The organism is Frankia sp. AgB32 (genome assembly GCF_023243045.1).
In the GTDB taxonomy this organism is placed as follows: Bacteria; Actinomycetota; Actinomycetes; order Frankiales; family Frankiaceae; genus Frankia.
On record NZ_JALKFX010000072.1, the window covers coordinates 1,449 to 16,425 of the forward strand.

General features: G+C 72.9%; 11 protein-coding genes. 6 read left to right on the forward strand and 5 right to left on the reverse strand.

All coding sequences use genetic code 11. The features are described 5' to 3' along the window. Positions 1-193: hypothetical protein (locus MXD60_RS28905; protein ID WP_283098598.1), on the forward strand; the 193-nt coding region annotated here is incomplete at its 5' end. Here MXD60_RS28905 and MXD60_RS18515 read toward each other — a convergent pair. Next, positions 154-570, reverse strand: a complete 417-nt coding sequence (locus tag MXD60_RS18515; RefSeq protein WP_308222532.1) for a DUF5319 domain-containing protein — start codon at positions 568-570, stop codon at positions 154-156. The two genes, MXD60_RS28905 and MXD60_RS18515, sit on opposite strands and share 40 nt — an antisense overlap. 400 nt (positions 571-970) lie before the next feature. Between MXD60_RS18515 and guaB the strand changes: the two genes are divergently transcribed. The 5 genes from guaB to MXD60_RS18540 all read left to right on the forward strand — a co-directional run bounded on the left by guaB (position 971) and on the right by MXD60_RS18540 (position 10,076). Beyond that, a complete protein-coding gene (guaB, locus tag MXD60_RS18520; protein ID WP_283098599.1) occupies positions 971-2,566 on the forward strand; it encodes an IMP dehydrogenase in 1,596 nt (531 codons plus the stop codon). Between the two features lie 85 nt (positions 2,567-2,651). Continuing rightward, complete coding sequence (locus tag MXD60_RS18525) at positions 2,652-3,782, forward strand: GuaB3 family IMP dehydrogenase-related protein (RefSeq protein WP_248820574.1); 1,131 nt, start codon at positions 2,652-2,654, stop codon at positions 3,780-3,782. Positions 3,783-3,937: 155 nt separating this feature from the next. Next, positions 3,938-5,278, forward strand: a complete 1,341-nt coding sequence (locus MXD60_RS18530; RefSeq protein WP_248820575.1) for a hypothetical protein — start codon at positions 3,938-3,940, stop codon at positions 5,276-5,278. A 322-nt stretch (positions 5,279-5,600) separates the two neighbouring features. Beyond that, entirely contained in the window at positions 5,601-8,531 is a 2,931-nt protein-coding gene (locus MXD60_RS18535) for a hypothetical protein (RefSeq protein WP_248820576.1), read from the forward strand. Between the two features lie 135 nt (positions 8,532-8,666). Continuing rightward, positions 8,667-10,076 (forward strand): ABC transporter substrate-binding protein, encoded by a 1,410-nt coding sequence (locus MXD60_RS18540; protein WP_248820577.1) that lies wholly within the window; start codon positions 8,667-8,669, stop codon positions 10,074-10,076. 93 nt (positions 10,077-10,169) lie between these two features. Here MXD60_RS18540 and MXD60_RS18545 read toward each other — a convergent pair whose 3' ends face one another. Genes MXD60_RS18545 through MXD60_RS18560 form a run of 4 tightly spaced genes read right to left on the reverse strand, consistent with a single transcriptional unit; the run spans position 10,170 to position 14,892 of the window. Continuing rightward, the gene (locus MXD60_RS18545; protein ID WP_248820578.1) at positions 10,170-10,766 is read right to left on the reverse strand and encodes a GTP-binding protein; all 597 of its coding nucleotides are present in this window, start codon (positions 10,764-10,766) and stop codon (positions 10,170-10,172) included. Beyond that, entirely contained in the window at positions 10,747-11,106 is a 360-nt protein-coding gene (locus MXD60_RS18550; RefSeq protein WP_011602350.1) for a DUF742 domain-containing protein, read from the reverse strand. Before MXD60_RS18550 ends, MXD60_RS18545 begins: the two co-directional genes overlap by 20 nt. A gap of 25 nt (positions 11,107-11,131) precedes the next feature. Continuing rightward, positions 11,132-11,554: a roadblock/LC7 domain-containing protein gene (locus MXD60_RS18555; RefSeq protein ID WP_248820579.1), complete on the reverse strand. Its 423-nt coding sequence runs from the start codon at positions 11,552-11,554 to the stop codon at positions 11,132-11,134. After that, positions 11,551-14,892, reverse strand: a complete 3,342-nt coding sequence (locus MXD60_RS18560; protein ID WP_248820581.1) for a nitrate- and nitrite sensing domain-containing protein — start codon at positions 14,890-14,892, stop codon at positions 11,551-11,553. The genes MXD60_RS18555 and MXD60_RS18560 overlap by 4 nt, the downstream gene beginning before the upstream one ends. Between the last annotated feature and the right edge of the window lie 85 nt (positions 14,893-14,977).

The window sequence follows — 14,977 nt, forward strand, 5'->3', positions numbered from 1 at the left end:
GGGGGGGGGGGGGGGGGGGGGGGGGGGGGGGGGGCGCCCCCCCCCGGGGGGGGGGGGGGGGGGGGGGGGGGGGGCTTCCTGGGCTGTCCTGCGGCGCCGCCGCGGCGACGACGGAGGACCCGGCGTCGCAGACGACGCCGAACGACCCGGCGATCAGCGCGAGTCGGCCTCGGACGCGGCGGACGCCTCGTAGACGCCGTCGGCGAAGCCGCGGGCGTATTCCCAGCTCACGTAGCAGGACGGGTCGGGGGAGAAGGCCGGCTCATGCACCCGCGTCCGCCCCTCGTTGAGCAGGTTGCGCAGGTTGCCGGCGAGCAGCTCCCAATCGAAGTAGTGGGGCTCAGCGCAGCCCTCGCAGTCGACGACGAGCCCGCGGTACCCGCGCGGCTCAAGCAGCGTGCGGAAGACGTCGAGGTCTCCCAGCTCGGCGAGGACCTCCTCCCGCTCGTGCAGGGACAGCGGCTCGAGCAGGGAGAGATCGTCGGCGGAGTCGAGGCGCGCGAGCTCGGCGGCCGGATCCTCGGGGTCACCCGCGAAGGGGTCGACAGGCTCGTCGCTCACGTCGACCACGCTACGCTTGCCCGGACTGCTTAGTGGTCCCGATCTGGAGTCTCGGCACCGTTGTGCGGTGCTTGTGAGTGGTTTCAGATCCGACCTTTTTCTGTTGCGCGAACCCGGCTAAGCTGTGCGGCTCGCCGCGGACCGGATGCGACCGCGCCGGCGCGACCGCGATCTCCGTCACGCGGGGTCGGCCCACCGGTGCCATCGGCCTCTACGATGGACATGTGCCGCGGTCCGGCCCGAGATCCCGCTCCGTGTTCGACGCGAGGCCCGTGTTCGACCCGAGGCCCATGTCCGACGCGAGGCGTCCGATCCGAGGTTGGGCGGCTCGTCAGGCATCCGGCGGAGCCGTGGCCGCCGGCCGGTCCCGCAGCGCCGCGGCACCGGTCAACCCGGAACGGAAGGTGCCATGAACGCTCCCGTCGCCACCGATCTGTCCGCGTCGGCGGGGGACCGCGCCGATCCCGGGATCGACCGTCTCGGCGCCGACGCGGCGCCCGTCCCGCCCAAGCTCGCGATGATGGGCCTCACCTTCGACGATGTGCTGCTGCTGCCGGCGGCCTCCGACCTCGTCCCCGCGGAAGCCGACACGACCACGCGGCTCTCGCGGTCCATCTCGCTCGCGGTGCCGCTGGTGTCCTCCGCGATGGACACGGTGACCGAGGCGCGGATGGCGATCGCGATGGCGCGCCAGGGCGGCGTCGGTGTGCTGCACCGCAACCTCTCGATCGACGAGCAGGCCCAGCAGGTCGACATGGTGAAGCGGTCCGAGTCCGGGATGATCACCGCGCCGGTGACCTGCGGGGCCGACGCCACCCTCGAGGACGCGAACGTGCTGATGGCGCGGTACCGCATCTCCGGGGTTCCGGTGACCGAGGCGGACGGCCGGCTCGTCGGCATCGTGACGAACCGCGACATCCGCTTCGAGCGTGACTACTCCCGCCGGGTGCAGGACGTGATGACCCCGATGCCGCTGATCACGGCGCCGGTCGGGGTGTCCACCGAGGACGCGCTGGACCTGCTGCGCCGACACAAGATCGAGAAGCTGCCGATCGTCGACGAGCGGGACCGGCTGCGCGGGCTGATCACCGTCAAGGACTTCACCAAGCGCGAGCAGTACCCGAACGCCACCAAGGACGCCGACGGCCGCCTCGTCGTGGGTGCCGCGATCGGGGTGGGCGAGGACGCCTACAAGCGGGCCCAGGTGCTCGTCGCGGCGGGCGTGGACTTCCTCATCGTGGACACCGCCCACGGCCACCAGCGGGCCGTGCCCGACATGGTGCGTCGGATCAAGGCCGACATGCCGGTCGGCGCCAACGGCCGCCCGCTCGACGTGATCGGTGGCAACGTCGCGACCGGCGCCGGCGCCGCCGCGCTGATCGCCGCCGGCGCGGACGCGATCAAGGTGGGTGTGGGCCCGGGTTCGATCTGCACCACCCGGGTCGTCACCGGCGTCGGCGTTCCGCAGGTGACCGCGATCTACGAGGCGTCCAGGGTCGCCCGGGAGCACGACGTGCCGGTGATCGGCGACGGCGGCCTGCAGTTCTCCGGCGACATCGCGAAGGCGATCGCGGTCGGCGCCGACACCGTGATGCTCGGCAGCCTGCTCGCCGGCGTCGACGAGAGCCCGGGCGAACTGATCTTCATCAACGGCAAGCAGTACAAGGCGTACCGGGGCATGGGCTCGCTCGGCGCGATGCGCAGCCGCGGCACGGCCCGCTCGTACTCCAAGGACCGCTACTTCCAGGACGACGTGCTGTCCGACGACAAGCTCGTCCCCGAGGGCGTCGAGGGACAGGTGCCCTACCGGGGGCAGCTTGCGGCCGTGGCGCACCAGCTCGTCGGAGGCCTGCGCGCCGCGATGGGCTACACCGGCTCGCCGACCATCCGCCGCATGCAGGACGAGGCCCAGCTGGTGCGGATCACCTCGGCCGGCCTGGTCGAGAGCCACCCCCATGACGTACAGATGACGGTCGAGGCGCCGAACTACAACTCGGCACGCTGACATCGTCACCCGGCGCGGCCGGGAGTGACCGACCGGCGTGCGCCGGCCGGCCCCCGCCGGTCGGCCCCGAGCAGGAGGCCCAGCAGTGGCAGAGGTCGAGATCGGCATCGGCAAGAACGCGCGGGTCGCGTACGGTCTCGACGCCGTCGGCATCGTCCCGTCGCGGCGGACCCGCGACCCCAAGGACGTCTCCCTCGCCTGGGAGATCGACGCCTACCGCTTCGGGCTGCCGCTGGTGGCGGCCGCGGCCGATGCCGTCACCTCACCGGCGTCGGCGATCGAGCTCGGTCGGCTCGGCGGCCTTGGCGTCCTGCACGTCGAGGGGTTGTGGACCCGGCACGCCGAGCCCGAGAAGCTCATCGCCGAACTCAGCGAGATCGGCGCCGAGCAGGGCCCGGCGGCGGCGACCGACCGGCTGCGCGCGCTGTACGCCACCCCGGTCGACCCGGACCTCATCGCGCAGCGGCTGAACGAGCTGCGCGAGGCCGGTGTGACCGTGGCCGCGGCACTACGTCCGCAGAAGGTGCGCGCGTTGTGCCCGCATGTGCTGGCGGCCGGTGTCGACCTGCTGGTCATCCATGGCACCGCGGTGTCCGCGGAGCACCAGTCCCGGCAGTCCGAGCCGCTCAACCTCAAGCAGTTCATCGGCGAGCTCGACATTCCCGTGCTGGTCGGCGCCTGCGCGTCGTTCTCGACCGCGCTGCACCTGATGCGCACCGGGGCTGCCGGGGTCATCGTCGGCGTCGGCTCCGGTCTCGGTGACCGGACCCGCGAGGTGCTGGGCGTCGGTGTCCCGCTGGCCACCGCGATCGCGGACGCGGCCGGCGCGCGGATGCGGTATCTCGACGAGTCCGGCGGTCGGTACGTCCACGTCGTCGCACACGGTGACATGCGCACCGGCGGTGACCTCGCCAAGGCGATCGCCTGCGGCGCCGACGCGGTGATGGTGGACGCCGCGCTCGCCGCCGCCCACGATGCCCCGGGCCAGGGCGGGATGTGGCCGATGGACGTGCTGCACGCCGATCTGCCGCGTGGGCGCTGGGCCCCGGTCACCCCGACGGGGACCCTCGAGCAGATCATCGCCGGACCGGGTGCGGCTACCGGAACGGGCCTGCTCAACCTCGCCGGCGGCCTGCGCACCGCGATGGCGACGACCGGTTACGCGACGCTCAAGGAGTTCCAGAAGGCCGAGATCATGGTCGCCGCAACAGGCTGACGACCCTCGGTCGGGGCCGTGCAGGCGGCGGTCCCGACGGGCAACACGGCGGGGCGGTCATGGACCGGGCACACCGGCGGCGGTACCCGGTCGATTCCGACCCGACATGGACATGGCACCCTGGGATCGTCCGTCTCCGGCACTAAGGACGACCGATGCGCCTCGACGAGCATGGCCGCTGGGTCAGTGATGACGGCGCCTACGTCTGGGACGAGGCTGCCCAGACCTGGCATTCCGCATCACCCACGCCGCCGGCCGGCTCCGGCGGGGCCCCCTCATGGCCGAACACGGCCGCCGGCTCCGCCCGGCCCGGGCAGACGAACGCCGGTCCGCTGGCCCCATCGGGGGGGATGAGCCCGGAAACGGGGGTCCCCCACACGGCCCCGGCAGTCCAGGACCGCGGACGGCCCGGCGGGAGTGCCGGCAGTCCGGGCGCCACCGGCCCCACCGGCCCCACCGGCCCCACCGGCCCCACCGGCCCCCCCGGCGTCCCGGCCGCCGGTGGTGGCGGCGGCGCGGGTACCGGCATGCTGCCCTCCTTCGGTGGAACCGGGCAGTTCGGTCGCTGGGCACCGACCGGCGCCCAGGAAACCGTCCGCGCGTCCGGCGGAGCCGGCCCCGGGACGGCGACCGGTGCGGGGCTGGCCGGCGCGGGCCGCAGCGGGTCGGGCCTGAACGGTGCGGACCCGCTCGGCGCGGACCCGCTGGGACTCGCAGCGCGCGCCGCCGACCCCCTTCCGACCGGCGCGAACCCCCTCGGGAACGTGCCCGGGGCGGGCCCGGCCCACGACCGTCCGAGCGAGCCGGCCCAACCGGGCACGGAGGGCGTCACCCCGGGCGGCCGAGGGCTGGCCACGACCAACGACGACTGGGACGACGACGGCGATTCGACCGGGGAGATCCGCCGGTTCGGCAGCCCGGCCCCACCGGCGCGCGCCACCGGCGTCGCGCACTGGGAGGACGACGCCGACGACCCCGACGGCGAGTACGAGGACGACGCCCTGCCGGACGATGACGACCCCGATGGCTACGGGCCGGCGGGTGAGCGCGGCTGGTCCCCGTCATCCGGACGCTTCGCAACCCGGGCGGTCCGCCCGGAGCGGGAGGCGGCAGAGCCGGGCGGCGGGCTCGGCGGGGTTGTCGCCCGGGCGCGACAGCGTCCGGCCGTGCTGATCGTCGCGGTGGTCGTGCTGCTCTGTGCCGGACTCGGTCTGGCCGGATTCCTGGCGCTCGGCGGGGGTGGATCGGACGGGGGACAGTCGTCGGGGGCCACTGCCGCCGGCAAGGGCCGCTACGAGAAGTCCGTCCGGGACGCGTACGTGAGTTCCTGCCTGGACGTCAGCAACGGCAACGAGGGCTACTGCACCTGCACGCTGGACAAGCTTGAAGCGAACTACACGCAGGAGGAATACCAGCGGTTCAGCGCCGAGGTGCAGTCCGATTCGTCGCAGCGGGTCGTGCGCGAGATCTACGCCGCCTGCCGTGACAAGCGATGACCACCGCCCGGGTACAGTGGTTCGGACGCACTATCACCACAAATCTGTCCAGGTGGGTGGAGGACGAGCCAGCTAATCGTTGCTTTTTCGTCGTTCCTACGGTAGGACAACCATCACTCGTAGCGAAGTGGTTGCGAGAGAACGAGTCGTGCCGTCGCGGTTCGGAGTCCGTGCGTCTCTACGATGGCCGTCCACATCGTGCTGACCTGGGGGGCAGGAGATGCCGCCCGATGACCATGCGCCACCGCCCGGCCCGGGGAGCTGACCCCGTCGCCGGCCACGCCGCCGCTCCCGGCCTCGCGCAGGGATCGGTGGCTGTCTCGTGACTACTCACGACGCCGACCTCAACCGGCCGCTCCCGCCCCGTCGGGACGATGACTTCTTCGCCGTCGAGCGGGTCGGTGAGCCCGAGCAGCCGGGCGCGGCCCCGTCGCCCGCCCCGTCCTGGGGGCCCACGCCGTGGACGCCCGCCCCGGGCGAAGCGCCGGCGGCGCCGGCCGAGTCGCGGCGGAGCGCTGATCCGTTCGACGTCACCAGCACCTGGAACGGACCGGCGCCGCGGTTCGGGAGTGGCGCGGGGGCCATCTCCGTCGACCCGCCCGACCCGGCCCCGGCCCCGGCGGCACCGCCCGCCGCGCCGGGCGGTGCTCTGCCGACGTCCCACCTGCCATCGATCTTCCCGCCCGCGCGGCCCGGCCCGGGCCCGGCCGACCGCGGTGCCGGGACTGGCCCGGGTGGCGACCCCCGGTCCGGTGCCGGCCTGGGCGGCGGCGGTGCGTTTCGCGCCGACGGTGCGCCCGGCCAGGGCGGTCCGTCGGCCTACAGCGGTCCGTCGGCCTACAACGGATCTGTGGCGGCCGACGAATCCGCGGCTGTCCACGGACACCCGTCGGCGTACGGCGCCCCGGCCGGGTACGACCTGCCGCCGGTCCAGCGGGTGCCCCCGCCCCACGGGACGGCCCAGGCCCCCGCGCCGCGCCCGGCCTACCCAAGCCCGGCCGCGTACGAGGAAGCGCCGTCCTGGCGCGGTCCGGCGACCGGCTCCGTCCGGGTCGGCGCCGCCAGCCCGGATCCCGCCCCGCGCAACGGGGATGACGGCGGCTACAGCGATCCGTTCACCGGCGGTTTCCCGATCTCCGCGCGGCCGGTTCCCGCTCCCGGCGCCCGCACCGGCGCGGGACCGTCGACGGGCGGCCTGCGGCGCACCGAGGCGCCGGCCGAACTGGGGCCCCCGCCGCCGTCGCGTGGCTCGTCCTCGCCAGGTTCGCCGTCTCCGGGGCACGGATTCGGCGCCGCCGCGGCTGGTTCCCCGCTCGCCGCGACCGGGGGCCCGAGCCGGTCGCCGGTCGCGGATGCCGCCCGGATGCCGCCCGCACAGGCCCGTCCCGCGGGCGAGCCCGCCGCGCCGAGGCCTGTCGACCCCTGGAACGGCCACAGTTCACCCAGGCTGTGGCCGGTGCCCGGGCCGAGCGAACGCTCCGACCCGCAGCGGTCCGACGCCGCCGGTCAGGTCACGCCCTATCCCTCGACGCCGCCGCGTGGCTTCGGCGCCGACAGCTACCATCCCACCGGCCCGCGGGGCACCAACGGGGCGGCGCCGAGCCGGGCGCCGGCCGCACCGGCCCTGCCTCCCGTGGGCGGTGCGGTGCCCGCCGCCCCGGCTCTCGGCCGGGCCGCGAGTGCGGTCCCGCCGGCCGGGCCTGGCGAGGTGGCGCCGGGACGTGGGCGCGGCGCAGGCCCGCCCGCCGGCCCGGCGCAGTCGTGGGACCCGGTCGCCAGGGACTCGGGCTGGCGTAATCCGCTGACCGACACGGGCAGTTTCGTTCGCCCGGCGCCGCCGCCTGGCCCGTCGGGATCGGTTCCCGAGCGGGAAGATCCGCTGTCCGGGCCGCTGCCGGTGGTCCGCCGCCGATCGACGGGTCCAGCCTCGCCCCCGGATGGGGGCACCGGATGGCGCACTCCCGGGGCCCCGCCGGTGGACCAGCGCTCGGCCGCCCTTGCCACCCGACGTGGCCAACCGGCGACGCCGGACCGGCGAAGTCGGCCGGAGCCCGCGCCGGGCACCGGCCGCAGCCCCGGGCCCCCGGCCCGTCGGGTCGAGGAGACGATGACGACGGCGCGGCCGCTGTACCGGGAGGACGCGCCCGGGTCCGGGTCGCCTCCCGGCGCCCGGCCTGGAACCGGCGGGCCGAGCGGGCCTGGGGAGGCGGCGGGTGCCAGCCCGCGGCCCGGGCGGGCAGCGGGCGGTGCCCCGGACCGCCGTCCGGAGACTCCGGCCGAGATGACCTCGCTGGTGAGCCGCCGGGCCGGGGGCCGGGGCGGCGCGCTGGCTCCGCCCGGCGACGGCGACAGCGGCTGGCAGCCATCCCGATCGGTGCGCAGAACGGGCGCCCGCAGCGTGCCGGCGGACCGCCGCCGCACGCCCAATCCGGTGACGGACACGAACAGCCTGCAACCGGTTGCCTCGACGTCCGGCGACCGCGAGGCGACCGGCGGCCCGGAGGAGCGCGGCGCCGAGACCGGCGAGCGACGGCGACGCACGGGGGCCAGGGGGAGCGCTACCGGCTCGGGCGGGCGGCGCGCGACGGGAGCCCGGACCGGCGAGGTGACCGGCTCCCATGCGGTGCCCCGGCGGCGGGCCGACCACCGGCACGCGGCCTCCTCCGCGTTGCTCGAACCCACCGACCGGTCGGCCGGCCCGCTCGACGACGAGGACGAGCCGCTGTCGGCGGACGGTCTGGCCTGGCTGCGTCAGGGCTGGATCGGGCCGCTGGCCGTGGCCCTGGTCGTCGCGTTGCTCGGAGTGGGCGGTTTCGTCCTGCTGCGCGGGCATGACGGGGGTGGTGCGGCGCCGGCGGCGACCACGGCCGCCGACGTCTCGGCCAACGCGGTCGCGACGAACCCGGACGCGCTCGCCGGCAAGGCGATGATCGACGGAAGCTGGCAGTGTCGGCTGGTGACCGCCACGAACCCCCTGAAGCTGTCGACCGACGTGGTCGGCGTGCTTGTGGTCGCGAGGACGGACGGCGCCTACACCTGGCAGGGCAGTGCCGGCCAGTACACGATCACCGCGGTGGCGGGCAATGACGGCGGGAATGTGATCGGTGACGTGAAGTTCACCAGTGGCCCGTTGAAGGATCTGACCGGCACGCACATCGCCAAGCCGGGGGGCGGAATCCGCGGCCGGGCACAGGGCACCCTTGAACTCAAAGCGAGCGGTGCGGCGCAACATCGATTCTGCGGAGTGAACTGAGAACATTCGCTCCCCTGCCCAACGTGAGCAAGGTGTGCGAAATGTCGGATGGGCCCGTCTTGGCGTCTATGCGATCTACTCGGTTTCGGACCCCGGTTGCCGGGTTTAAACCGGCGTGAGGCAGGATCAGGTGCCATGGTTAGGTCTTTCCGTGCAGGTGGCTGGCAGCATGCGGCCGCCGGTGACAACAATGACGCCGCCAGCGGGGTTGGTGGCCTCGCGCCGGCCGCCGGTGGGACCGGTCCAGGCTCGGTCAGCCGGCGCACTCTGCTGAGGTGGGGCGGAACCGCCGCAGTGGCCGCCCCGGCCGCCGGCCTGCTCGCCGCCTGCGGCGGCTCGTCCGGCTCGGCCGGGCCGCGCACGGTGCGGATCGGCTATGTCGTGCCGCGCACGGGCACCCTCGGCCTCTACAGCATCGTCGAGTCCTACGTGATCCAGATGATGCGCACAATGTTCGCCGACGGCATCAAGGTGGGGGGGCGGACCTACCCGGTGGAGATCGTCGTCCGGGACTCCCAGTCCGACCGCCTCCGGGCCGGGGTGGCGGCCGCGGACCTGGTCTTCAAGGACAAGGTCGACCTGGTGCTGGTGGGCGGCACCTCGGACACGGCCATTCCGGTGTCCGACCAGTGCGAGATCAACGAGGTGCCCTGCATCTCGACCCTCACGCCCTGGCAGTCCTGGTGGGACGGCCGCGGCGGCAACGTCGACATGCCCTTCCACTGGACCTATCACCTTTCGTGGGGCATGGAGGACATCGTCAACGACGCGGTGTCGATGTGGAAGCAGCTGAACATCACCAAGGTGGGGCTGGTCTACTCCAACGACGATGACGGCCGTGCATTTGCCAATCGGGACTATGGAATTCCGACGATCAGCAACTACGGTTTTCAGGTCATCTCGCCGGCCACCGAGGGCTTCGAGCCCGGGATTGCGTCGTTCGACGACTATGTCAACAAGTTCAGGTCCGAGGATGTCGGCGCGATCGTCGGCGTCGCGCAGGCAGCCGACTTCGCCGTCCTGCAGCGGTCCATCCACGGCGCCGGAAGTTTCACCCCCAAGGCGCTGACCATGTCCAAGGCGCTGGACCATCAGACGGACCTGCGCACCCTGGGATCGAACGGTGACGGGTTGACCACGGAGATCGGCTGGTCGCCGTCACATCCCTATCGCAGCTCGCTGAACGGCAAGACCTCCAAGGACCTGGCCGACGCCTTCGCCAAGGACCGGGGCCGAGCCTGGACGACCGGGCTGGGCTTCGGCTACGCCCTGTTCGAGGTGGCGGTGAAGGCGCTCAGCGGTGCCGCGTCACTGGAGAAGGAGGACATCGCCAGCGCGATCCGGGCCGTCGACGCCCAGACGATCGTCGGCCCGGTGGCCTTCGGTTCCCAGCAGAACGTGCCGAAGAACGTGGCGCGGATACCCGTCGTCGGCGGCCAGTGGGACCAGGTCAACAACGACTTCAACCTGCAGATCGTGAACAACAGCGGCAACACCAAGGTCCCGGTCGGCGGCCAGCTCCGGCCACTGCCGCCCCCGACCTAGCAGTCGGACCCGGCACGCCTGAGGGGCCCCGTGGCGAACTGTCCACGGGGCCCCTCACGCGTGCCCGGTCGCGGGCCTGACGCGCACCCCCCGCTAGGCGCGGGCCGCGGCGCGGGACATGGTGTGTTCGACCACCGCGATCAACGCGCTCTTGGTCGAGTCCCGGTTGCGGGCGTCGCAGGTGATGATCGGCACGGCCGGGTTGACCTGCAGTGCCTCCCGAACGTCCTCGATCGAGTGCCGCAGGACGCCGTCGAAGCAGTTCACTCCGATGACGAACGGCAGCTGACGCTGCTCGAAGTAGTCGACGGCGGCGAAGCAGTCGGCCAGTCGGCGGGTGTCGGCCAGCACGATGGCGCCGATCGCGCCGCGCACGATGTCGTCCCACATGAACCAGAAGCGGTACTGCCCTGGCGTGCCGAACAGGTAGAGGATCAGATCCTCGTCCAGGGATACTCGGCCGAAGTCCATGGCGACCGTGGTGGTCGTCTTGTCGGTGAGATGGGTCAGGTCGTCCACATGGGCGCCGGCCTCGGTCATGACGGCCTCGGTGCGTAGCGGGACGATTTCGGACACCGAGCCCACAAATGTGGTCTTTCCGGCGCCGAAGCCGCCCGCTACCACAATCTTGACCGAGGTCGTGGCGACGGAGGAGTTGACCCGTCTGTTGTCAGAGCTTTCGAAGGCCACTGAGAACCCTTTCGAGCAACGCGAGATCCGGTGCCTCATCGCGGTCAGGCTGCTGGTGGACGCGGACGAAGCCTTCATCCGCCATGTCGCCTACCAACACGCGGGCTACGCCCAGAGGCACCCGGAGCCCGGCAGCGATCTCCGCGATGGATCGCACCTGCCGGCACATGGCGGCGATGGTCTGTTGCTCGAGGTTCAGGCCGATGGCCCGTTCCTCGCCGAGCGGCGTCGTGAAGACGAGCGCCTCGATGGCGAGCTCGTAGCGTGACCGAGTTCGCCCGCCGGTCATCGCGTAGGGACGGACGACCGGACCGGGCGCATTCTCGGGATCGATACTCACCCTGACTCCCTGTGCTTCCGCTCGGTCACCGCGGAAGCGTTCCCTGCAGCTCGGCGCGCAGCGCCGGGGTAAGGACATCCTTCGCCCGGCTGACCAGCAGTGCCATTTCGTACCCGACCAGCCCGATGTCGCAGGACGGCGCGGCCAGCACCGCCATGCTCGCGCCGTCGCTGATCGCCATGATGAACAGGAAGCCGTGTTCCATCTCGACGACTGTCTGGGTTACGGCACCTGCCTCGAAGACCCGCGCGGCGCCCTGGGTCAGGCTCACGAGGCCCGAGGCGACTGCGGCGAGCTGGTCGGCCCGATCGCGGGGAAAACCGTCCGAAACGGCCAGCAACAGGCCGTCCGCGGACACCACCACGGTGTGCGCAACACCCGGGACTCGGTCGACAAAGTTGTTGATCAACCAGTTGAGGTTCTGGGCATCAGAACTCACGGGTGTCACCGTTCCTCCTGCGCGTCACGTCGAGGATTTCTCGTGGTGTCGACTCCGACATCACGTCCCTGCCGCACGCCCTGGTAGAAGCTGGCAAGCCGGCCACCGACGGCTTCCGGGGATCTGACCGGGGTTTCGGCGGGACGCCGGCGAGGCGCGGGTTCGGCGCTGCCGGGCACGAGATGGGTCATGGGGACTCGTACCGGTAGGCCCGACTGCGTCGTGCCACCCGTGGTTGGACGGCGCGACGCCTCGGCAGCCCGCCAGCCGGCGTCTCCGGGGGAACTCCAACCATCCTCCCCCGGCGCCGTGGGGGCCGCCGGTGGCACCGGCGGTCGCGCCGCCGGCTGTTGGTAGGACTGGGCCGCCGCAGCGGGTGGGCCCACCGTGACGGGCGAGGCCGCCGCAGCCGGTCGCGGCTGCGGTTGCGTCGTGCGTGTCGGGATCGGCGCCGCGGCCGGGGCGGACTCCACGGTCGGCTCCCTGACGGGGAGCGGACGAGGCCCGGTCAGCGGGTCGGCGCCGGAGCGCGCCGGGACCCGGTGCCCGAAGGCACCGCCGAGGCCCGAGCGCCCAGCCGGCCGGGCCGGCGCAGCCGCCGCCGCCGCGGTCGGTGTCGGCCGCGCCGCGCGCGGCGCCGGCTCGTCGGCCGGGCTTCGGCGCTGGAACCACGCCGAGACCGAGTCGAAGATCGGCGAGGTCTCGTACTCGTCCCCTTCGGCCTCCGCCTCCGCCTCCGCCTCCGCGCTGGGTCGCTCGCCGGTGTTGTCGGCGGCCACCTCGGCGGGACGCAGGCGGGGCCCGGTCGTCTCCGATGGGCCGGTCGACTGCTGCGGGCCGGTCGACTGCTGCGGCTCGGTCAGCCGTGGCCCGGTGGGTGCCTGGGGACGGGGTCCGGTGTCCGCCACCAGCGGGATCCCCGGTTGCGGGCCCGTTGCCGGCGGGGTGGCCGGCTGCGGGTCGGCTCGGTTGTCCGCGTCGGCGGGCCCCCGGTTGACCGGGGCGAACACGCTGCCCTGCGGCCCGGTGGGGATCCGCTCGGCCCCCGGACCCGGCCGCCCGCGGACGGGGAGCCTGGAGGCCGGTTCCTCCCGGTTGACCGGCACCTGGTCGAGCTCGGTCGGCCGGGGGCGGGTTGGCCAGCGGTTGTCCCCGAACGACATCGGGCTGGTCACGTCCGGCGCCGGGTGGTCGCGGCGGGCGGCCGGGCCGCGTCGCTCGATGTGCTCGGTGTCCGGGTTGGCGCCTGGCGCCGGACGACCACGGCCGTTCGGTCCGGTGCCTTCCCGCGGTAGGGCGAGTTTGGCTGCCCCGCGGTCGAACTCCGGCTGGTCGGGCAGCTGCGGTTCGCGCTGCCGGGTGAGATCGGCGTCGAGCGGGACCGGTCCGGTGTCCGCTGGGGCAGTCGGCTGCGGGGTGCCCGGGCCGGCGCCGAACGCATCCAGACCGAGTTCGCGACGGTCGGCGGTCGGCAGCGGGCCGGTTCGGTCGGAGTCGATCTGCGCGGCCAGGGGACCGGTCAGCGGGAAGGGGCCGGTGTTGGGCAGGCGTCCCGGCCCGCTCTTGTCGTCGAAGATGCTGCCCCGGGCAGCCGGCTCGGCCCCCGGCCGCAGCCCGTTGCCGGCTCCGTTGGTCGGTCCGGTGCCGGGCAGGGCCGCCAGGCCGTTCGGGCGCTGGCCCGCGTCGATCCCCGGGCGGTCGCGCTCGTCGCGCTGGCCGCTGTCGCCGGCCGGGCCGGTGATCGCCGGCTGGGCCGGCCGACTGATCGCGGGCACCCGGCCGACCCCGGGGGCGTCGCCGGTGACCAGCTTGGCGGGCAGCCGCACGACCGCGGTGATGCCGCCGGACGAGGATTCGCGCAGCTGCACCCGGATGCCGTGCCGCCCGGCCAGCCGGCCGACCGCGAACAGACCCATCGTCCGGGACACCGACACGTCCACGATCGGCGGGCTGGCCAGGCGCTCGTTGACGCGCTCGAGCTCCTTGGCGGGCATTCCGATGCCGCGGTCCTCGATCTCGATCATTGCGCCGGCGCCCGGGCCGAGGGAATGGCTGGTCACGAGCACGTCGGTGACCGGCGGCGAGTACGAGGTGGCGTTCTCCAGCAGCTCGGCGACCAGGTGGACGACGTCGCTGACACCGTTTCCGGCGATGGAGACCGGGGCCGCCGAGGTCTGCTTGACCCTCGTGTACTGCTCCACCTCGGAGATGGCCGCCAGGACGACCTCGTTGAGGGGCACGGGGTGGGTCCAGCGGCGGGCGGTGTCCGTGCCGGCGAGGACCAGCAGGCTCTCGTTGTTCCGCCGCATTCGGGTGGCGAGGTGGTCGAGCTTGAACAGGTTGGCCAGCTGGTCCGGGTCCTGTTCGCGGTTCTCCAGGTCGTCGATGAGGCGTAGCTGCCGCTCGACCAGCCCCTGGCTGCGGCGGGAGAGGTTGATGAACATCGCGTTGACGTTGTTCCGCAGCGATGCCTGCTCGGACGCCAGCCGGATGGCCTCGCGGTGCACCCCGTCGAAGGCGCGGGCGAGTTCGCCGACCTCCTCGTCGGTATCGATACCGATCGCTTCGATCGAGTCGTCGATGTTCTGGTCGGTGGAGTCCCGCAGTCGGCGGACCGCCTCGGGCAGCCGGCGGTCGGCGATGTCGAGCGCCGCGGTCCGCAGGGCCAGCAGCGGCCGGACCAGCGATCGGGCCACGATCAGGGCGGCCAGCAGGGCGGCGGCGAGGATGAGCACGACGAGCAGGCCGGACAGGAGCGCCCGGCGCTGGATGCCGCCGCGCAGCGTGTCGACCCGGTTGTCGACGAGATCCAGCAGCTTGCCGGTGGCGTCGATGCTGGTGTCGATCGTCTCCTGGGTCGCCCGGTTCCACTTCTCGGGCGTGAGGTCCGCGGGAAGCTGCTGCCCGATCGGCGAGGCGAGGACCTGCTCGATGTCGTCGTCGGTGTTCTGAATGTCCTGGTTGCCGGGATCCACCGTCGGGTTGAAGATGGCGATCTGCTTCGGCCCGGCGAAGGTCTCCAGGTCGTCCCGGTCGCGGGTGCGCTGGGTCTCGGCCGACAGGAAGTCGCGGTAGTCGGCCTCGAGGAACTTCCGGTTGCTTCCCTCGGTGATCAGACTGAACACCAGTGCCTGCTGCTGTGACAGCAGCTCCGTCCCCGACATGAGGAAGTAGGCCGTATTGATCCCGTCCGTGAGCTCCTGGTCGTCATTTCCCTGTGGGATGAGACGAATCAGGTTGATCAGCGAGTCGATGATCGGCTGATACGCGATTTCGATGGCTTTAGGATCGACCAGCCTTTGGATCGTCTGCCGCTTCGTCGGCAGCGAGTCCATCCTTGTCTGCACGTCGTCCAAGGTGTCCATTCACGGGTGACGGTTCCAGTAGCCCAGTGTTGATGTTGGTTTAGGTGGCGGGGGCGGGTGTCCTGGG